15 protein-coding genes are annotated in these 19380 nt (G+C 46.5%); 7 read left to right on the top strand and 8 right to left on the bottom strand.

What is annotated here, in order from left to right:
- The first annotated feature begins 112 nt into the window (after positions 1–112).
- Together CWB99_RS15470 and CWB99_RS15465 are read left to right on the top strand one after the other, a co-directional pair.
- Positions 113–1684, top strand: coding sequence for a cation:proton antiporter family protein (locus tag CWB99_RS15470; RefSeq protein ID WP_138549791.1), 1572 nt, complete (start codon positions 113–115; stop codon positions 1682–1684).
- Between the two features lie 285 nt (positions 1685–1969).
- A complete protein-coding gene (locus CWB99_RS15465; protein WP_138549790.1) occupies positions 1970–2254 on the top strand; it encodes a hypothetical protein in 285 nt (94 codons plus the stop codon).
- Positions 2255–2311: 57 nt separating this feature from the next.
- Here CWB99_RS15465 and CWB99_RS15460 read toward each other — a convergent pair whose 3' ends face one another.
- The 6 genes from CWB99_RS15460 to ilvY all read right to left on the bottom strand — a co-directional run bounded on the left by CWB99_RS15460 (position 2312) and on the right by ilvY (position 10900).
- A complete protein-coding gene (locus CWB99_RS15460) occupies positions 2312–3289 on the bottom strand; it encodes a sterol desaturase family protein (protein WP_138549789.1) in 978 nt (325 codons plus the stop codon).
- 108 nt (positions 3290–3397) lie between these two features.
- Positions 3398–5626 carry a TonB-dependent receptor family protein gene (locus CWB99_RS15455; RefSeq protein WP_249331947.1) on the bottom strand — a complete coding sequence of 743 codons (2229 nt, stop codon included), beginning with the start codon at positions 5624–5626 and terminating at the stop codon, positions 3398–3400.
- A 10-nt stretch (positions 5627–5636) separates the two neighbouring features.
- Positions 5637–7007, bottom strand: a complete 1371-nt coding sequence (locus CWB99_RS15450; RefSeq protein ID WP_138549787.1) for an imelysin family protein — start codon at positions 7005–7007, stop codon at positions 5637–5639.
- An 85-nt stretch (positions 7008–7092) separates the two neighbouring features.
- Positions 7093–8916 carry a DUF4856 domain-containing protein gene (locus CWB99_RS15445; protein ID WP_138549786.1) on the bottom strand — a complete coding sequence of 608 codons (1824 nt, stop codon included), beginning with the start codon at positions 8914–8916 and terminating at the stop codon, positions 7093–7095.
- 320 nt (positions 8917–9236) lie between these two features.
- Positions 9237–9947, bottom strand: coding sequence for a response regulator transcription factor (locus CWB99_RS15440; protein WP_138549785.1), 711 nt, complete (start codon positions 9945–9947; stop codon positions 9237–9239).
- A 62-nt stretch (positions 9948–10009) separates the two neighbouring features.
- On the bottom strand, positions 10010–10900 hold the full coding sequence (gene ilvY / locus CWB99_RS15435) for an HTH-type transcriptional activator IlvY (RefSeq protein ID WP_138549784.1): 891 nt from the start codon (positions 10898–10900) through the stop codon (positions 10010–10012).
- 127 nt (positions 10901–11027) lie between these two features.
- Here ilvY and ilvC point away from each other — a divergent pair, with 127 nt between their 5' ends.
- The 4 genes from ilvC (at position 11028) to CWB99_RS15415 (ending at position 16894) form a co-directional block, all read left to right on the top strand.
- Complete coding sequence (gene ilvC / locus CWB99_RS15430; RefSeq protein ID WP_138549783.1) at positions 11028–12500, top strand: ketol-acid reductoisomerase; 1473 nt, start codon at positions 11028–11030, stop codon at positions 12498–12500.
- A 220-nt stretch (positions 12501–12720) separates the two neighbouring features.
- Positions 12721–14628 carry a methyl-accepting chemotaxis protein gene (locus CWB99_RS15425; RefSeq protein ID WP_138549782.1) on the top strand — a complete coding sequence of 636 codons (1908 nt, stop codon included), beginning with the start codon at positions 12721–12723 and terminating at the stop codon, positions 14626–14628.
- A 189-nt stretch (positions 14629–14817) separates the two neighbouring features.
- Positions 14818–16023 (top strand): tetratricopeptide repeat protein, encoded by a 1206-nt coding sequence (locus CWB99_RS15420; protein WP_138549781.1) that lies wholly within the window; start codon positions 14818–14820, stop codon positions 16021–16023.
- On the top strand, positions 16004–16894 hold the full coding sequence (locus tag CWB99_RS15415) for a M20/M25/M40 family metallo-hydrolase (protein WP_138549780.1): 891 nt from the start codon (positions 16004–16006) through the stop codon (positions 16892–16894). The genes CWB99_RS15420 and CWB99_RS15415 overlap by 20 nt, the downstream gene beginning before the upstream one ends.
- On the opposite strand, the gene CWB99_RS15410 is transcribed toward CWB99_RS15415, so the two are convergent.
- On the bottom strand, positions 16834–17142 hold the full coding sequence (locus tag CWB99_RS15410; protein WP_138549779.1) for a GIY-YIG nuclease family protein: 309 nt from the start codon (positions 17140–17142) through the stop codon (positions 16834–16836). The two genes, CWB99_RS15415 and CWB99_RS15410, sit on opposite strands and share 61 nt — an antisense overlap.
- 130 nt (positions 17143–17272) lie before the next feature.
- Here CWB99_RS15410 and CWB99_RS15405 point away from each other — a divergent pair, with 130 nt between their 5' ends.
- Entirely contained in the window at positions 17273–17632 is a 360-nt protein-coding gene (locus tag CWB99_RS15405; RefSeq protein ID WP_138549778.1) for an outer membrane protein assembly factor BamE, read from the top strand.
- 45 nt (positions 17633–17677) lie between these two features.
- Here the strand turns inward: CWB99_RS15405 and CWB99_RS15400 are convergent, their stop codons facing one another.
- The gene (locus CWB99_RS15400; RefSeq protein ID WP_138549777.1) at positions 17678–19039 is read right to left on the bottom strand and encodes an ankyrin repeat domain-containing protein; all 1362 of its coding nucleotides are present in this window, start codon (positions 19037–19039) and stop codon (positions 17678–17680) included.
- Positions 19040–19380: the final 341 nt, after the last annotated feature.

The raw sequence follows: 19380 nt of genomic DNA, 5'->3' as shown, positions 1-19380 counted from the left end.
TCCCCAAACGCGCCACTTAAGGCATTTATTAGTTACGCAATGTGCTAATTTTTCATTTATAAATCAGTTTGTTTTGTTACACTGCTAACACCTTCGACTTGACTGAATCACTATGGAATTACTGTACTTCGCCGTTGCCTTTGCCTGTGGCTTTTCCGTCTATCAACTCAAACTCCCACCATTAATTGGCTTTTTGTTGGCGGGTTTTGTCCTCAACTTATTGGGGCACAGCAGCACCGACTTACTCACCCAACTTGCTGATTTGGGTGTCACTCTACTGTTGTTCAGTATTGGCTTAAAGCTGAAAGTTTCCAACCTGGTTAAGCCTCAGGTTTGGGCACCAGCAAGCCTGCATTTGGTCACCAGTATCGCCTTTTTCGCCTCCTTGTTACTGATGTTAGGCGCATTTGGTTTACCTTTATTTGTCGACCTATCCTGGCAAAGTGCCTGTCTGGTTGGCTTTGCTTTTAGTTTTTCCAGTACCGTTTTTGCGGTTAAGGTCCTGGAAGAAAGAGGAGAAATGGCCAGTCTGCACGGTAAAATTTCAATCGGGATCCTGGTTATGCAGGATATTTTTGCCGTGATCTTCCTCGCCATCAGCACGGGCAAGTCGCCAAACATTTGGGCCCTTGCTCTGCTTATAGGTTTACCACTATTGCGGCCACTGTTGTTCTGGGTACTTAACCGCTCAAAACATGGCGAACTCCTGCCATTGTTCGGTTTTTTCTTTGCCCTGGTGCTGGGCTACCACGGATTCGAGCTGGCAGGTCTGAAAGGTGATTTGGGCGCTCTGATCATCGGTATGATATTTGCGCCACATAAAAAAGCCGGTGAACTATCTAAAGCACTGCTCAACGTCAAAGATATCTTATTGGTTGGCTTTTTCCTTAATATTGGCCTCAACGCCAATATCTCTCTCGAAGCCATGCTTATTGCCGTGCTACTTGCTGTCGTATTGCCTGTGAAAGTGTTCATTTACTACCTCTATACCAACATGTTCAGACTGCGGGCCCGGACATCACTGCTTAGTGCATTTACCTTGTCCAACTACAGCGAGTTTGGCCTGATTGTCTGTGCAGTAGCCGCCAGCAGTGGCATGATCACCGCCGACTGGCTTGCCGTGGTCGCACTGGCTGTGTCAGTCACCTTTGTACTGGCAACACCCTTGAATAAAAAAGCCAATGAAATATACGTTAAGCTTGAACCGCTGCTCGTTAAGTTTGAGAGTGATAAACGGCTTGAAGAAGAGCTGCCAGTTAACCTGACCGACACACGGATCGTGATATTTGGTATGGGTCGAATTGGTACCGGTGCCTATGAGACCATTCATGCTTCCCACCCTGGCGCTGTCGCAGGTGTCGATATCAAACCTGAGGTAGTTGAAAAACACATCAGCCTGGAGCGCCGGGTACTGCTCGCGGATGCAACTGACCCTGATTTCTGGCAAAGGGTCAACCATTCCAATGTCGACATGGTCATGCTGGCAATGCCCAAGCATATGCAGAATATCTATGCCCTGGAGCAGCTCAAGGCATCTGGGTTCTCAGGTCAGGTTACCGCCATTGCAAACTATCCGGATCAACAAAAAGAGCTGGAAGATTTGGGCGTGCATTCTACCTATAACTTCTATTTAGAAGCCGGTAGCGGCTTTGCTGAACACGTTAAAGAAAAAATATTTTCATAGCCTGCAAAATAATTCTCAGTATTAATAGGGGTACTGAGAATTATTTCTAATTCCGCATCATACACTTACATCTAGACGTCTAAATATCAGGCACACAATCGTGGCATCTTTGTAACTATACGATTTACAAAGCTTTACATCATCGTTGGTAATTGCCCCTCAATTCGAAGTAAACTGGCTTCAGTAGGTTAGTTGCACTAATCTATTTTCTCAATTTAAATCTTATACTTATACCCCTCAATCAGGAACATTGAGTGGGCACTCTAATTATTCGAGAGGGCAAGCATGTTAAAAAATAAATCAGCTTCTTACTTTCCTGCAGCGGTGGATGATGCAAATGCAGGCCCGCTCGCAAAATTGCAAGCGCAACTCGATGCTATTCAAGATTCGGGAATGACAGCGTTGACAATTAGGGACATCCTTTTCCAGAAGATGCTAGATATGCACTCAGTGCCTAAAGAGCACTTTTTACGCGATCAGGATACGCCAGACAGACTTGATGACCCGGCGATCATTGAACAACTGAATGCACTGGGTTTTTATCGCACCTCACAAGGTCAGGTGCACTAAGAAACAGTTTTATGGGAGCCTACTCTCCCTCATAGGCTGGCAATGCCCGTCGCCAGCCTATTTCTCTCTCCTGAAAGCAGCACTCATCCGCTTAGGTAACAAGCAGCGAGCGGCCTCTCTGAGTGGCTTAAGGTAAATGGCAACTAGACTGTCATGTCCGGCATCATAACGGCCCACACCTATTTCTATTTTTTCAACTTGCGACGCGCGGATCAGAGAACGACCTAACCTGTCCCATATTGCTAATGCAGAGCCCAAATTGGTATCAAAGTGAGCGGGATCAGCGCTGTGGTGAATTTGGTGTTGTGCTGGGCTGATAAACCAGTTTTCAACCTTATCTCCCCAGCTAAACCAGATATGTGAATGACGTAAGTTTGAACCAAAAATATTAAATAGGAAAACGAAGGCATTAGCCCCGAGGATATCGAACATGCTCAATGCCGTACCAAACAGGAAATATCCTAACCCCACCACTAAACCTTGCGTTAAAGCCATACGACAGGCGTACAAATAGCTTTCTACCGGATGTGAACGATAGATTGTAAACGGCGTCAGTACTTTTGCAGAATGGTGTACTTTGTGAAACTCCCACAAAAATGGAATTTTATGAAGCGCAAGGTGTAACAGATACCGGGTAAAGTCATCAACCAGAAACAGCATCAGCGTAAACAAAAAAATGACCACTGAGTCATCCCAGGCAAGATGCAAGGGCGCGCCAAACAACCATTCCAGACCATCTGAAATTGCGATAGCAACTGGCACCATAGTCAAGACTATGGGAGCAAAAGTGAGTGCTTTAATTAGTTTGTTGGCAACAAATAAGCCGTAATCCAGTTTTGCGCTGTCAGATAGCCAAACGTCACGCGGGAACAAAAATCCCAAAAACCCTTTGAGTGAACGCGGACTGTTCAGTTTGCTGTATACCAGGCCCGCCATAGCAACGGCACTGAGAAGGTACAGCCAATAGATTCGTTTATTCGCATCCAATAAATAACCGGGCAAAGAAGACAGGCTTTGCCAAAGCGTTTCGATCATAAAGTGGACTGACTCCTTTAAAAAAGGCCACTGATTAGCGGCCCTGTAAGTATACTAGATTTCATCAGACGCGCAGCTGATTACGCATCTGTGATTGGATTACACGGTTCAGAACGAATATTTATAGCCCAGAGTAAACTGACGAGGCTTGCCAGGTCGTGCACCATAAGGACGACGACTCACGATCTTAGTCTCATCCAGCAGGTTATCAACCTTAGCATATACCTGACCGTATTTGCCCAGCTCATAGACAGCAGACAGGTCAACGGTTGTAATCGCTGACACTTCTTGACCCTCAAGCACCAGATCATAGCTACCATTTGGTGCATTAGGATCTGTGCTGCTATCCCAGCTGCGACCCGCAGCTTCTGACATAGAGCCGACGTACTTGACCGCCAACGATACACGCCAATCAGGGGCAGACAGACCTATGTTAAAGCTGGCCTGATGCTCAGGTAAATACGGGAGTTCATCACCGCTTTTTACGTGGCCCCATTGCGCAAAGTTAGTGTACCTGTCGTTTTTAAATTCCCCTTTGGTATAGGTGTAAACAAAGCCATAAGGGATGTCAATTTGCAGGTTCAATGGATAACGCTGGCTGAACTGAGCTTCCAGTCCATATACGTGCGCCTCACCACCATTAAACTCTTTGCCCACTTCCAGCGCACCACAGTTAGACTGGCCACAACTTTCTTTCAGGTTGCTGTAGTCATTGAAGAAACTGACCACTTCCAGCTGAGTCACGCCATCGTTAAAGCGACCACCAAATTCATAGTTCGTGCTTTTCTCAATTTCAATATCAACCGATTGCTGCGGCGAAGCGGGCGAAAATCCTTGATGTACACCGAACAGAATGCCTGAGTCTTCAGATAACTGGTAAAAACCACTCATACCTGGCAGCCAGATACGTGTCGTTTTATTCTGCCAGTCATCCGCATCCACAGTGTTCTGGTACGCCATGTCCATAAGTTCACCACGAATACCCAGACCCAGTGTCAGCGCATCAATCGTCACTTTATCCTCGACATACACAGACCAGGCTTTGGTATTTTCGATGTTTTGATCGGTATAGACTTTGTCCAGCCCCAGATCAAACGCACTTCCGTCTTTCATACTGTAGGTTTCAGTGAAGTGTTTACGCTCAATCTCATCTTCGTGAAAGCGCACGCCAAACGACAAGGTATTCTCGTAGCCAGCGAGGTTAAATTTGGCAGAGCCATCAACCTGAATGCCCTGAGAGAAATACTCACGGTCATTGGTACCCATGGTCAAAAAGTTCGGCCGCCCACTAAAGGGAATAGAGTCTTCTGTACCACTAAGAACCTGATACAGGCGCTGATACTTTTCATCTTCCGGATTTGCCAGTATCTCTGGCAAAGTCGCGTCAGTGTTCGTCAGGCCGTTTAGCTTCAGCCAGGCACGCTCATAGTCGTTACGATACACGCGTGAAGTCAGGCTAACGTCTTGATATTTCATATGGTGTGAAAACATCACCTGGCTGTGTTTGGTGTCCATATTGTCAGGCTGAGACGCAGCGTAACGACGATAAGGAGTTGCATCAAAATCCGCATCCGTCAGACCCAGATAGGTTTCGTTCGACAATTCATCCGCGTAACTGAGTTTCAGGCCAAACGTGTGCTCAAACTCACCTTGCTGCATCTTATAGTTAAACTTGGCCAGTAAGTCGTTTTTCTCAAACCCAGTGTCTGCCCCGCCATCCAGGTCCTTAAAGCCATCTGCCTGCAAATTGACACCTTCGAGCAAGAAGCCAACATTGTTGACGACTGAGCCGAAATAAGCGTGTGCTTTGGTATAACCATCACTGCCCATTGCCAGATCAATGGCCCCTTCCGAAAATTCAGGCACAGCACGGGTCACCAGATTCAGTGCCCCCGCAACCGACTGAGGACCATGTTTAATGGCTGCCGGACCTTTGAACACTTCAACGGCCGTCATACGAGTTGTGACTGGAAAATAATAGGCCGCTGGCGCTGAATATGGCGCAGGGCCAATCAACACCCCATCTTCCATAATGGTAATTTTTTTGCTTCGCTCAGGTGTGACACCCCTAAAGCCAATATTCGGACGCAGACCGTAACCATCTTCCTCGCGGATATTCACACCCGGTACCGAAGACAAGATACGGTGAATGTCATCGTATTCAAATTCTGCCAACTGCTCTTCACTTAGTAAAGTAGCAGATCCCGCTTCAGTGCGGAGCTTATCGTAATGACTCAGGATCTGAATGTGTTCCATGTCGTCATTTTTTGCGTCATCATTTGCCAGTACCTGAGGTGCAGCCAGCGCCACAGCCATGGCCAACACAGATCTTTTCATCATGGGTCCTTTAGTCATTGTCACCTGCCGATGTTTTTGGAAGCTCCAGAGCCAGCTTTTGGATAAAATCGTTCTTAAGCTGATCAGTGACATCTTTAACCTTTGCATGTGTGTTCGTCACACCCGCAGTGTCTTCGTTCAACGCTTGCTGTAAGTTATCTTCCAGTGCTGCTGTCGCGGCTTTTGCATTTGCGATGCCCTGAATCATAACGTCTTTGGTTTGACTAGCAGATTGATTGTCCAGGAAGTCATCAAAACCCGTTGTGTCTTCGCTGTCTGTGCCTTGTCCAAGGAAGATCTGCTCAAACGCGGCAATATTTGCCTGAATATTTTCGATGGAGTGCTTAGCATAACGAGACTCAACGGCCTCAGGGCACACCTCTGTGCCACACTGGTTAGCAAACAAGCCCAGCGGAGTCGCCAATTTGTAGTCCTTTAACTCTTCTGTCATGTAGAACAGAGCATCAGAAATACGGTTTACAGCCTGAGTCACAGTATCAAATTCACTACCCGATTCACCGGCATTTTTCAATTTAGCCGCATAACCTTGGTCACCTGCCCACTCAAACATTAAGCGCTCTGAGGTCTCTTTGAGATCTGTTGATACTTCAACGGCATACTGACAACGCATTGAACGACGTTGCTGATCATCCAGAGTATTCCACTGCGCTAAAATATCTCCCGCAGCGGCAGCGGAACAACTGTGGTCTAAATTACTATTAAATAGTAAGTACTCAAGTGCATCTAAGCCACGACGTTTATCGCTTCGTTTGCTGATATCATAGGGCACACCATTAATGTTGCCCTGCGCAAAGTAAGCCACATCCTGATCAACATTACAGTAGTTGGTATCTGGCCACGAATAAATGTCTTTACGAAGGGACTTATCATCAGCCAACAAAGGGCCCACAATCATCAGCTCAGCATGTTGCCAGCTCACCATCGTCTCTTTCCAGCTATTCTGTGCCGTAAGCAATGCTTCATCTCGCGCAGTTTTTGCAGCCTCGTCGCTCAGCGTCGGATCAAACGCAGCTTCCAAATCACAATACGCTTTAACTAAGTCAGGCTGTGTGCTTGCTTTGTTGGCAAACTGCTGGAAAGTTGGGGTAAACACGTTATCAGTCAGGTTAGCAATTAACTTTTTCTGGCTGAAATTGCTCTGGTTGTTATCCTGACCTGAATCAGGTGTATCAGAGCCGCCATTGGAAGAGTCCTGATTATCGTTACCCGTATCTTGGTTATCGTTGCCGGTATTTTGGTTGTCATCCGAATTAGCTTGTTTATAGCCAGGGCCTGCAGAGCTGGACGTACTTTCGCCACACCCGCTTAATGCCAAACCAATGGCCACTGCCAATAAAATAGGTCTGGAGTGTATTCTCATTATGTGCCTCAAATGAATAGTCTAGATACGCAAAAGGCTAGCAAAATTTGCTAACCTTTTGACAGTTCAAAGAATCGTTAAAAACTTACCAGTTGGCAACGTTCTCTGCATCAAAGCCGTATACTTCTTGCAGAATATCACGTGCTTTCAACAAGTCAGCTTTATATGCATCAACCCCATCAACAGCAATCACCGGCTGAGTACCCATCAAGTCGTGCATTTCGGCAAATTTACCTTCGTTACCAGCCTCAAAGAAAGGCGAGTGACGATTGAACTGGAAGTTTAGTGCGAAACCTTTCATTTCTGACCAGTGTTTAGCCAGAGTCGAAAATTGAGCACCGGTATAAACACCACCATTTACGCCTTCGACTAAAGTATCCAAATCTTTGATTGTATCATTGATGTAGTGAACAACTGTTGCTGAGATGGACTTTTCCCACGCCAGTAAAGCGTCTTTTGCATGACCTTTCAGTGTATCCATTTGCGCGTCGGTCAGCGCACCTTCTGTTGAGTTAATCAACTTACGGCCATTATACAGAGCTTCAAACGCGTCTTTGGTCAAATCGGTAGGGTTGGTATTACCTACCGTTCCACGATCGCGTTTTGCTGCATTGGTGGAGTTGCCAAAGTTGTACTCAGCGTTGAAATCAATCTTACCATCGTTATTGGCATCGTTATGTCCAGCGCTGAAACCATCGCGGCCACCTTTGCCCGCAATCTCATCATCTGTGTAACTCATATAGTTACGTGCAGCACCGAAATAGCCATATCCCTCATCCCACTGGTGTTCAAGGTTAGTATACGCTTTTCCATCCACTGCAACGGTATTATCGGTCATCAGACCTTTGCCTTCAGTGTCATAATCTAGATAATCATCAGCAGCTTGTGAGAACGCCACTGCGCCATATAGGAATTTCTGAATCAATTGATTAAGATCAACACCTTGTTCAGTAACATAAATAGTACTAATTTCATCCCCTCCCGGTGCCTCGGCGTTTGCCGCCAAAGCGCGATCAGCAAGCTGACTGAATAGCTCTTCTACAAACAATTGAGGGATGGGCTTTACACCGTCGGCTGGAATGGCTGTCCAACCAACAAAGCTGCCGTCTTCAGTCCAATCTTTATACTGACCTTTTGCATCGTTGCCAGCAACCTTGCCATTCAAATCTTTGTGAGAAGATGAAATATCGCTCAAAGAAGGTTGTAATGCCGCAGGGTCCGTTGAGATAGTCAGCTTACGCTCACTGCCCCATTTACTTGCATATTCTGCGTCAGTTAATGAAAAGTACTCGTTGAGCTTCGCAACTAGTGCGGCTTTGTCTAATGACTTAGCATCATTTTCAAAGTTATATTCATCATTGTTACTACCAATATAATTGAACAACTCTTTAATCAACACATGGCGTGCAATCTGACCCGAGTAAGCAACGCTAGATTGGCCTTCTTCAAAACGGCTAATGAAGTCATAGTCCATTTCATCCAGTACTTTGAATACGATCTCAAAGCTTTGCTCATTATCAGCACTATCTTTTACGGTAACAGTTAATTTTACTTCCTGCTCCAGTTCATAGTTCAGGTGCTCACCGGCTTTTAATTTCAAAACGCCATTCGCAACTTCAAAACGCTCGTCAGACACCGTGAATGTATGGGTGTCATCGTCACCGTCAGTCACAACCAAGTTACCAATCTCTACTGCAACCATGTTTTCAGTCACAGTCACTTCAGTTGCGTCGGAATCCTGGCTTTTTAACGTCAGTGCGGTAGGTGCTTCGTTCGTAGTTGGTGTCGTTGGTGTGGTCGGATCCGGTGTCTGAGTGTTGTTGTCATTGGAGCTTGAACCACCACAGGCAGTTAGACCCAAAGTAGCAACGAGTATAGAAGTAGCAAGCAGAGATTTCTTAAAAATCATTGAGCATTCCTTAATAAAGCAATGTTAAAAATTATTCTTAGTCGCGTTAAGTATACACCGCTTTAAATAGCAATCAATTCTATTTACGTTGCTAAATGCACGATTTAGATCAAGAAACATGCAATTTGTTTCGCCTTTTGAGGCGCCAGGATATCAACCTGGCAAGACAAAAAATAGGTAAGAACTTGATATAAATTCACTTTATTGGTGTTATTGGTAGCTGTCAGTATGACAAGTTATAAGATATGTACAATCGAGAGCGAATGGATAGTTCGAATAATTGGAACTATCCACCATGGAAGTTTCGCCAAAGTATGACTTTAATTTAGGGTGGACCACGCTTCCTTTACAAAAAGGTAACCTTTACGCCAAACCGTCTTAATTTTTTCTGCACCGACGGCAGTGTCCCCCAACTTTCTGCGCAGACATGACACGCGCACATCCACTGTCCGGCTGTTCACCTGATAGTGCTGTCCGACAACCTTTTTGTAGATCTCCTCCCGACTGACCACTTCCGGTGCTCGCGAGGCCAGCAACCACAACAACTCGAATTCATGGCTGGTTAAATTAATCGGCTGTTGTGCCAGTGACACGCTGCGCTCATTAAAGTTTAAATAAAGTGCTCCAAAGTGGAGTTCACGTGGTGTGTCTGTACAAGGCACCGAGATGGCTGGATGTTTACGAACCAGCGCGTCCAGACGAGCGCGCCAAAGCCGGGGTTTAGCCATACAGGGGATAACATCGTCCGCGCCCAATTCCAGCATGAGGCTTTGCAAATCCTCATTGTCTTCATCAAGAGACACCATCAGAGGGGCATCGAAACACGTTTTGAGCGCATTAATGGTGTCGTATTGCGCGCTGGTAGCCAGCGCCTGACCAATCACAATACTGTCTACCTGCTGAGTGGCATAACCTTGCCTGGTTGCGTCATGAATATTGATAAAGCGCATGGTGTAACCATGCTGTTGTAGTGCCTCGAAAGGCGCGATGCTGTGTCCTTTTTCATCTTGTGCGATTAATACCGTTGACACGAAAAAGCCTCGTTCGAACTATGTGTGAGGGTTAGTCTAGTGACGCTAGCTGAACAAACGCTTTACACAGCAAACAAACGCTCTGCAACTCGAAACAAGGCACTCACGACCGGATCCTGCAGGCGTTTCTTCTTGCATACCAGGCCTATTTCAATTTCTTCACTCTGTAAGCCCAATGTCTGCACCTGATTTCTAAACGGGCTTTGTTCCAGCACAACCTCAGGTACATAGGCAACGCCAAACCCCAGACTGGTCAACGCCACCATAGCCTCATGCCCTGAAACATGCGCATAAATTTTTGGCTGAAGCACTTTTTTCTTGAAAAACACATCCAGGCGTTCTTTCAATACGCCGTGCTCTGGCACGATGAAAGGCACCTGCTCCCAGGGCAATTCCCCCCGGTGATGCTCTATCAGGTCACTCAACGGGCATTTCATCGTGGGCGCAATAAACAACAGCCTGGAACGACCGATACTCAAATATTCAAGCCCCTGAGGAAGGTTGCGCGGCCTAACAGCGACCGCGACATCCACGACTTCTCCTTGCACCTGAGCAATGGAGTTGGCGGGGTCACCGGTCAGTAAGTTCAGTTCAACCTGGGGAAAATCCTGACGGTAACGCGCGAACAAGTCATAAATAAAGCTGTACGATGCGGTTACCGAGCAAAACAGACTCAGCTCCCCACTCAATGGCTTGTCTTCATCCAGGCATTCACTTTTGAACTGACGCCAACTTGTTAATGTGGCTTGTGCATATTGAATGAATGCTTGCCCCTGCGGGGTCAACGCGACACTGCGATTGTCACGAATAAACAAAGGCGCCCCAACCTCTTCTTCCAACTGCTTTATCTGGCGACTTAGCGTAGGCGGACTAATATAACAACGTTCGCTGGCCCGGGAAAAATGCAAGGTATCCGCCAGTGCCAGAAAGTACTTTAACTGTTTATGATCCATCTTGGTTACACTCAGAGCGTTTCATTATGTGAAATACAATAATTTAAATATATCATTTTACGCAACTCAAACTTGCTACTAGGCTACAACCTATACCTTATTCCCTAAGAATCAAACAGGACAAATCATGGCGAACTATTTCAATTCATTGCCACTACGTGAGCAACTTGCCCAACTGGCTCAGTGCCACTTTATGGACCCTAAAGAGTTTGAGGACGGCGTGAACGTTCTGCTTGGTAAGAAGCTGGTAATTGTGGGTTGCGGCGCTCAGGGTCTCAATCAGGGTCTGAACTTACGTGATTCTGGCCTGGATGTCAGCTACGCACTACGTCAGTCAGCCATTGATGAAAAACGTCAGTCATTCCTAAACGCCAGTGACAATGGCTTTGAGGTTGGTACTTATGAGACCTTGATCCCACAGGCAGATCTGGTACTGAATTTAACACCCGACAAGCAACACTCAGCAGTTGTTGAGGCGGTCATGCCGCTTATGAAACAAGGCGCTACACTGGCGTATTCACATGGCTTTAATATAGTCGAAGAAGGAATACAGGTCCGAGATGACATTACCGTCATCATGGTCGCACCCAAGTGCCCTGGCACCGAGGTCCGTGAAGAATATAAACGCGGTTTTGGCGTGCCAACGCTTATCGCTGTGCACCCTGAAAACGATCCTCAGGGGCACGGTCTGGCTCAGGCAAAAGCCTATGCGGCCGGCACAGGCGGGCATCGCGCAGGGGTGCTGCATTCATCCTTCATCGCTGAAGTGAAGTCAGATTTGATGGGCGAACAGACCATTTTGTGCGGCATGCTGCAAACTGGCTCTTTGCTGTGTTTTGACAAAATGACGGAACAAGGTATTGAGCCCGGTTATGCATCAAAACTCATCCAATACGGCTGGGAAGTGATCACCGAGGCACTCAAACATGGTGGCATTACCAACATGATGGATCGCCTGTCAAATCCTGCCAAAATCAAAGCGTTTGAACTCAGTGAAGAGCTTAAAACCATCATGCGACCGCTGTACAACAAGCATATGGACGACATTATCAGCGGAGAATTCTCGCAGGGGATGATGGCAGACTGGCACGAAGACGATGCCAAACTACTGAGCTGGCGTGCCGAAACCGCCGAAACGGCGTTTGAGAAACAAGCCAATTGTGAGCAAGACATTGCAGAGCAAGAATTTTTTGACAATGGTATTTTGATGGTTGCTATGGTCAAAGCAGGTGTAGAGCTGGCGTTTGAAACCATGACAGCGGCTGGTATTATCGAAGAGTCTGCCTACTATGAGTCTTTGCATGAAACACCTCTAATTGCCAATACCATAGCACGTAAAAAGCTATTCGAAATGAACCGCACCATTTCAGATACAGCGGAATACGGTTGCTATCTGTACAACCATGCCTGCTTACCGTTACTCAAACCGTTTATGGAGAAAATCGGTACAGACGTTATTGGTAAAGGGCTGTCACAAAGCTCAAATGAAGTAGATAATCAGGCACTGATAAGTGTCAATGATGCCATTCGTAATCACCCGGTTGAAGTCGTTGGTAATACCTTGCGTGGCTATATGTCAGCTATGAAAAAGATAATCTAACCAATTAAAAGATAAAGGCTTATTAGCAACTTAAAGCCATTATCCCAAGCCAATTTGCCATTTTAGTTCGCTTGTTAGAAACCAAGGCCCACCTGCTATGCAGTGGGCTTTTTTACCATTTAAAACATGACAGTATTATGACAGCGACTTTATACCTATAGGTGTTAATTATTGACCATGCTAAAATTATGGGTCACGGGATCTAAAAGTAGTAACTTTAATGCATAACACTGGTTTAACAATTACACAACGAATTACTCTGCTGGGCAGTTTAATCGCGGTTGTTGTCGCTTGTCTGATCGGCTTTATTTCTACCTATCAGGCCAAGTCTATGATCGAAACCCGCATGCTGGGATCTGAATTGCCCAGCAAGGTTGAGAGCATCAACAAATCGATTAGCCAACAAATTGGCCAGCTTAAGAGTGCGGCAAAACAACTTTCAAGCAATCAGTTTTTGCTTGATTCGGTCAGCAAAGGCCAGCTAGACGAGCAGGTATTGCTCAGGGAATTGGCTCGCGTACAAAATCAATACGCACTGGTCACCGCTTCCTGGGCCAACAGGGAAACGCGACAATACTGGAATCAGAATGGGTTCTTGCGGGTACTCAATCAGCAACAAGATGGTTGGTTTTTCCAGTTTACCCAAAGTAGCGAGGAATATTCCATCAGCATCTATCAGGAAGCGCCTGGTGATGTGAAAATGTTCGTCAATCATCAGCAAACCAATGGCATTGGCTTGGCTGGACTGGCAAAAAGCATCGACGCGATGCAAACCATGCTGGCGAATATGAAAATTGAGCAAAGCGGGTTTGTGTTTGTTGTTGAAAAATCTCAGGGTATTGTTCAGCTTCACCCGGATGCCAATAAGGTCGCCAAAACAAAACTTGTTGACCTCTACGGAGCGGCAGCCGCCGGGCAGCTGCGCAATAGTCAAGATTTTGTGGTGCTGGATCTAGACGCCGATGGTACCCCTTCTTTAGTCGCCGCCAGCCCTATAGAAGGCACTGCGCTCTTAGTCATTGCACAGGTACCTAAAGCTGAAGTATTTGCTCAGGTGTCTTCATTACAATGGCAAATTATCTTCTGGGCACTGGTTGTGGTGGTAGTGGTATGTATTGCCAGCATGCTTATGGCACGCAATCTCAGTGCCCCACTACTGAAAATGGCCGACGTATTTCGACAACTTGGCAGCGGTGACGCAAAGCTAAATTATCGCGTTCCCAATGCAGAGCAGCCAGAGTTACAAGCGCTGGGTCAGGGCTTTAACCAATTTATTGAAAAGATTGAAGCCGCAATTTGCAACGTTGCAAAAGAAAGTCATGATATACGTGTTGCCAGTGAGCATGTCTTTGCTCAGGCGAAGAAAAATTCGTTGTCACTGGATGAGCAAAAGTCCCAGACTTTGTCTGTGGCTGCAGCTATAAATCAGATGGCTGCCACCGTCCAGGAAATAGCCGGCAGTGCTAACAATACCGCAAAACTGACCGACGAGAGCCGCGAGCATACGAAACACAGCCACAGCTGTGTACAGCAAAGCCAGACGACCCTGCATCAACTGGCACTGGATATTCAGCAAATGGCAGATCAGGTGGCCACATTGGCCAGCAAAACCCAGTCAATCGCCAGTATTTTAGACGTAATACGGGGTATATCAGAGCAAACTAACTTGCTGGCGCTCAACGCTGCAATTGAGTCAGCACGAGCAGGTGAACACGGCCGAGGTTTTGCCGTCGTAGCCGATGAAGTTCGGGCGCTTGCCAGCAGAACTTCTCAATCAACTGATGAAATCCAGGCAACCATCCAGGAGCTCACGGCTGCATCGGACTCTATCGTGACGCAAATTGCCCAGTCTTCGGAGCAGGCACAGCAAAGTGTCGAAAACATGCAAACATCTGTAGAGCTGATGAATACCATCACAGAAACAGCAGATCAGATCAATGATATGACGACCCTGATAGCCACGGCAACAGAGCAGCAAAGTAATGTTGTTGCAGATGTTGGTCGCAGTATCGAGCAGATCAGCGTGATCAGTGATGGCGTTATGAGTGAACAACTCGATACAGAGCAAGCGATTCGGCAATTAGCCAATTCGGCCAAAGCACTCGACAAACTGGTTGCCAGTTTCTAGCACAAACAAGGCGGCTGAGGATGTTCAGCCGCTAATTTCTCCCTAAAGGGAACCTTCCTAACCATCGCTGCTTTAATCCTTTGTGGCGCCCTCCCGCACTCATCAGCAATGACTTGTAACAATTTGCGCTTCCTTAAACGGTCAAAATAGCTACACTGAAAGAAAGCTGTAGAATTTAGGAATGTCCCTATGACCTGTTACACTCACTTCGCACGACGTTATCTTTGCCCCATCCTGACCGTCTCTGCTTTGCTGCTCGGTGGGTGTCAATCAACCCGGGTTCAGCCTGAAGTCGAGATGCTACTGCTCGACAACGCTCCTTTCACTCAGCGAGAGGTTGAATCACAACACGCTATTTTTGAATTGGATGCAAACATTCGGGCGACTTTGGACCGCTACCTAGCTCGCCACAATGGCTCCAATATTAAGGTTGCTGAACAGTTACTTCAGTTTTTAGTAGAAAATGGCGACTCAAGCTTGTCTTATATGCGTGGTGCGAACCTCAGTGCAACAGAAACATTCTACGACCTCAACGCAAACTGTCTGTCACTTTCTATTCTCGCCTACAGCTTGTCAGAGCAACTCGGGCTCAAAGGTCAGTTCCAGCGAGTTCATATTCCTGAGTACTGGGCTCAAACCAAAGGGTATAGCCTGCTGACTGGCCATGTCAATTTGGTGGTTACCCAGGATAACTCGGGCGCTAGAAAGCACAGGGACAACCGCGAAATCTTGTATACCCGACCTGCGAGTGTGGTTATAGATTTCGACCCAAATAGCCGTGCACAGAAGTTTGCCACTTCTAAAATCAGCAAAGATCGTATCACTGCAATGTTCTACAGCAATAAAGGCGCGATGCATATGATCAACAAGGAAATGGACTTGGCATATAGCTATTTTAAGGCCGCCATCGAGATAGATCCGCTCTATTCCGCAGCATGGGGAAATCTAGCCGTACTATTTCGCATCAATGATCACGTAACTCACGCCGAATCACTTTACCAGCAGGCCTTGCAGATCAATGACGAGAATAAAACAGCGCTGGGTAATCTGGCACTATTATACGAAATGACAGACAGGCAGCAGCAAGCAAAGGATATCAGAGCTCAACTCCATGCATTACGTAAAGACAACCCTTACTATCAAATTGCACTTGGCGATGAGGCGTTTGCAAGTGGAGACTATGACAAGGCGCTGAGACATTACCGCGCTGCAAACAAGTTGTCTAGTTCACTACACGAAGGCTACTTTGGCTTAGCTAAGGTCTATTACATTCAGGGGGAGCTGGAGTTGAGCAAGACCTTTTTAAATCGGGCACTGAATCACGCCAGTTTTACTCATGACAAAAAGCGTTATCGGAACAAACTGGAGTGGCTGAGTGCAACTGCTAGGAATTAGCCTGTTATGGCTAAGTAGCGTAATTTCGATTACACAGGCCGCCAGCAAAATTGAAGTCGACTTGAAAACGCTAACAAGTGAGGCACATGCGGGGCGAGGGTCTGGTAATGCTGACATCAACAAAAGCGCACACTACATACACTCACGCTTCGCTGAAAATGGGATCGACGTCTATTACCAGTCGTTCCGTTTTCGACAAGGTCTGGGAAAACTGGCATACGGGCACAATGTTGTCGCAACCTTGCCGTGTAACATGCTGTCTTGTGAACCCGCATTGGTCATCAGTGCCCATTACGATCATTTGGGTAGCCGAGGAACACGTTATTATCCAGGTGCCAATGATAATGCCTCAGGGGTTGTTGTCATGCTAGATTTAGCACGTCAGTTAAAGACGCAAATACGGCACAGAGATATCCTTTTTGTCGCAACCGATGCGGAAGAAAAAGGCTTGTATGGGGCACACTTCTTTGCTGCAACGCTTGACCCCGAACGTGTCGCTTTGAATATCAATCTGGACATGCTTGCAGTTAACAGAAGAAATCGTCTGTATGTTCTGGCTTCAAAACAAGCAAGCGCATACACAAAGGAGATTGCACAGGCATTTAATCAGGAGATCCGTGTTCAGGTCTTTACCTCAACCGCCCGTATGTCACGTCGCCTCGATACACCACGAGTTGACTGGTTGAGAGCCAGTGACCATTACGCTTTTCATAAAGTTGGGATCCCCTTTGCTTACTTTGGAGTTGGCACAGATCCTCTGCATCACACACATAAGGACCAGTTTGATAAAGTGGACATCCCTAAGCTAACTCAGGTTTCGGCGCATATTAACGCTTTTATTTCCGCATTATCTGTGCCAGCGGCCCCCTGAACCAATGCCATTTTACGAGCCTTAGATAACCGCTTAAATCTCCACTCCAACCTGGCAGCGGTGCGCTTATCTTCAACAGCCAGCGTGTAAACTAGTTTAAGCGGACCCTTTCCTCGCAAACTTTTGGCGCCTTTACCGGCTACATGCGCCGAAAAACGCTTTGTGACGTCGTTGGTGATCCCCGTATACCAGTGGCCAAACCTATTCTCAATTACATATAGGTGCCAGGATGGCTGAACATTACTCATGGCCGTGACTACTCATTAGAATGAATGGAACTATTTTAACTGCGAATGGTCGAAACTTACCAATAATTCTACTTTACCTTCTTTATCCATTCTGTATCATTCATACAACCAAAAATAAGGATACACATACATGCAGTTAAAAAAGCGCCTTTTTGTTTGGCTTACTATTATTCTTGCGACGACCATGCTATCCGCCTGTTCCAGCTGGGTATACCGGATAAACATTCCTCAGGGTAACTTTCTGGAGCAGTCCGATGTCGATAAGCTCAGAATCGCTATGACAAAAGAGCAAGTTTTATATGTATTGGGCACTCCGGTGGCTAAAGACGCATTTAACACTGAAATATGGCACTACTCTTATGTGTTCAATCTGGGCCGAGACTCAGAGCAACGTCGTGAGTTAGTCGTTTATTTCAAAGGTGATAACCTGAGCGATATATCTGGAGACTTTGATAAACCTGCAGATTTCAATACACCTCTGTCAGAGTAAACCTGGCCTTCAGCATTGCTGTTAATGCAGAGCCTCGGCTCCGCATTAGCTGCCCATCACTGCAATTAAAACCACTACACTAAAGAGCACCTGTAGCGACATGCTAAGCCAGGCAAGTATGTTTACCCCGACTAAACTCCAGGGCGACGAATCCTGGGGGTAAAGTGGACTGCGTTTTTGCCACCGAGCTAAAGCAAAAAACAGTAACGTCAGACTCGAGATCATAATCGTTGCAGAAAGTTTATTGCTATGAGTGTCGTTAAAAAAGAAATTTAACTGCACGGGCATCAGAATTGCAACCAGTGCATACAAGCTGTAAACACGTGCTACTTTTTCATATTTTGCTGCAAAAGACAGTTCAATGATCCCGCGCTGTTCCAAAAACTTCTTTGCGGCAACCGCTTGTACCTGATTGGCGAGGCGATACGGGGTCATGCCTGTGACATCTGCCAGTCTCGGGTCTACATTCATGGACTCGACCAGCTCAAGCATCGCCGTTGAGTTCGACATAACCGCATAATGCATCAAGTTCCGGCCTAAGTCGTCCAGAGACTGGTGACAATGATAGTCAGTGAGTGTCTGCGCCGCGCTGACAAACCCCTGCTCAACCAGCCACATCATGGCAGATTTCCCTGCCGGATCTTTACTCTGACCAGTCGCGCCCTGCTCAATCAGCTTCAACGCAGTAGACTGTTTGGCATTTTTAGACATTAGATGGGCCAGCAAAGCCTGGTCCAACAGACGCTCGACCTCTTCACCACTGCACAAGTGCTTCAGCAGTCCCACATAGCTATCATCCCCCTGCAACCGCTCAACCGCCAACTGTAAAGTTGCGACAGTATCCTGTAACACAGTTTCAAGCATGCGACTGAGGTCTAATCGCAAGTTTTCATCAGCAAGTTTCCATAAATCACACGCTTCCTCAGCCGTTAACTGTAAGCCGTGCTGCAATAAAACACTCAGGGCGCGAATATAAGATTTGCTCAACAAAAGTGAAGCAGGTGAGGTTTCCATCTGATAAGTGAGCTGTGTCTTAATATCAGCGTACTGAGCAAAAACGCCCAGTAACTTGGCAATCAATTCATCCTGACTGACACCAGCGCCTGCGATATGGAGTAATAACTCATCGCAATATGTCTGATGCGCTTGATCATAATCATCAATATGCTGATAGCGACAAGATTCGAACGGCTCCAGAGGTTTCAGCCAAAGAATATACATCAGCGGTGGTAAGACCGATGAACTTACACCTTGCTGATCCGTCACGGTTTCGCACTCTGGCCAGGCCTCGAGCGCATCCAGAATAAAAGCCCCATTATTTTCAACCAGCCCTTTGAGTAACAAAGGATACTGAGCCGGCCAAATTAAAACATGCTCCATTAAAGAATTAACCACCTTTTTTGTCATATCGCGCACTTTTTGCCATTGATATTGTCGCAGTGCTGTTAGCGGAATGATACCAATTGCATCATGAAAAAGCTGCTGCTGATCTCAAGAATCACATCACTTTACCTAATATAAAAACAAATGAGCAATGAGACATAGTCGATATGCTCACTGTGCACCAATCCAGATTACCATAGCGCGACCCTGAGCCCACGTATTCAAATGTGTCGTCTGGCCTCAACTGCTCTTTTTGCGATAGACAGAGCGGATATTGCAGGCTATGCCCCATTACGGGTCGTCGATCAAGATACTCAGCTCTGGGCTTGAGCTCAGGAATGATAAAGATATACAATAGAAGTGAA

This window comes from Pseudoalteromonas rubra (assembly GCF_005887095.1).
Taxonomy (GTDB): Bacteria; Pseudomonadota; Gammaproteobacteria; order Enterobacterales; family Alteromonadaceae; genus Pseudoalteromonas; species Pseudoalteromonas rubra_E.
The sequence above is the reverse complement of the archived record's forward strand: the minus strand, read 5'-3'. Positions and strand labels throughout refer to the sequence as shown.

Excerpts from the sequence above, each read along its gene's own strand:
- CWB99_RS15445 (WP_138549786.1), bottom strand. The coding sequence starts at position 8,916 with ATGATTTTTAAGAAATCTCTGCTTGCTACTTCTATACTCGTTGCTACT.
- CWB99_RS15455 (WP_249331947.1), bottom strand. The coding sequence starts at position 5,626 with ATGAAAAGATCTGTGTTGGCCATGGCTGTGGCGCTGGCTGCACCTCAG.
- CWB99_RS15470 (WP_138549791.1), top strand. The coding sequence starts at position 113 with ATGGAATTACTGTACTTCGCCGTTGCCTTTGCCTGTGGCTTTTCCGTC.
- ilvY (WP_138549784.1), bottom strand. The coding sequence starts at position 10,900 with ATGGATCATAAACAGTTAAAGTACTTTCTGGCACTGGCGGATACCTTG.
- CWB99_RS15465 (WP_138549790.1), top strand. The coding sequence starts at position 1,970 with ATGTTAAAAAATAAATCAGCTTCTTACTTTCCTGCAGCGGTGGATGAT.
- CWB99_RS15405 (WP_138549778.1), top strand. The coding sequence starts at position 17,273 with ATGCAGTTAAAAAAGCGCCTTTTTGTTTGGCTTACTATTATTCTTGCG.
- CWB99_RS15420 (WP_138549781.1), top strand. The coding sequence starts at position 14,818 with ATGACCTGTTACACTCACTTCGCACGACGTTATCTTTGCCCCATCCTG.
- CWB99_RS15425 (WP_138549782.1), top strand. The coding sequence starts at position 12,721 with ATGCATAACACTGGTTTAACAATTACACAACGAATTACTCTGCTGGGC.
- CWB99_RS15410 (WP_138549779.1), bottom strand. The coding sequence starts at position 17,142 with ATGAGTAATGTTCAGCCATCCTGGCACCTATATGTAATTGAGAATAGG.
- ilvC (WP_138549783.1), top strand. The coding sequence starts at position 11,028 with ATGGCGAACTATTTCAATTCATTGCCACTACGTGAGCAACTTGCCCAA.
- CWB99_RS15400 (WP_138549777.1), bottom strand. The coding sequence starts at position 19,039 with ATGACAAAAAAGGTGGTTAATTCTTTAATGGAGCATGTTTTAATTTGG.
- CWB99_RS15450 (WP_138549787.1), bottom strand. The coding sequence starts at position 7,007 with ATGAGAATACACTCCAGACCTATTTTATTGGCAGTGGCCATTGGTTTG.
- CWB99_RS15460 (WP_138549789.1), bottom strand. The coding sequence starts at position 3,289 with ATGATCGAAACGCTTTGGCAAAGCCTGTCTTCTTTGCCCGGTTATTTA.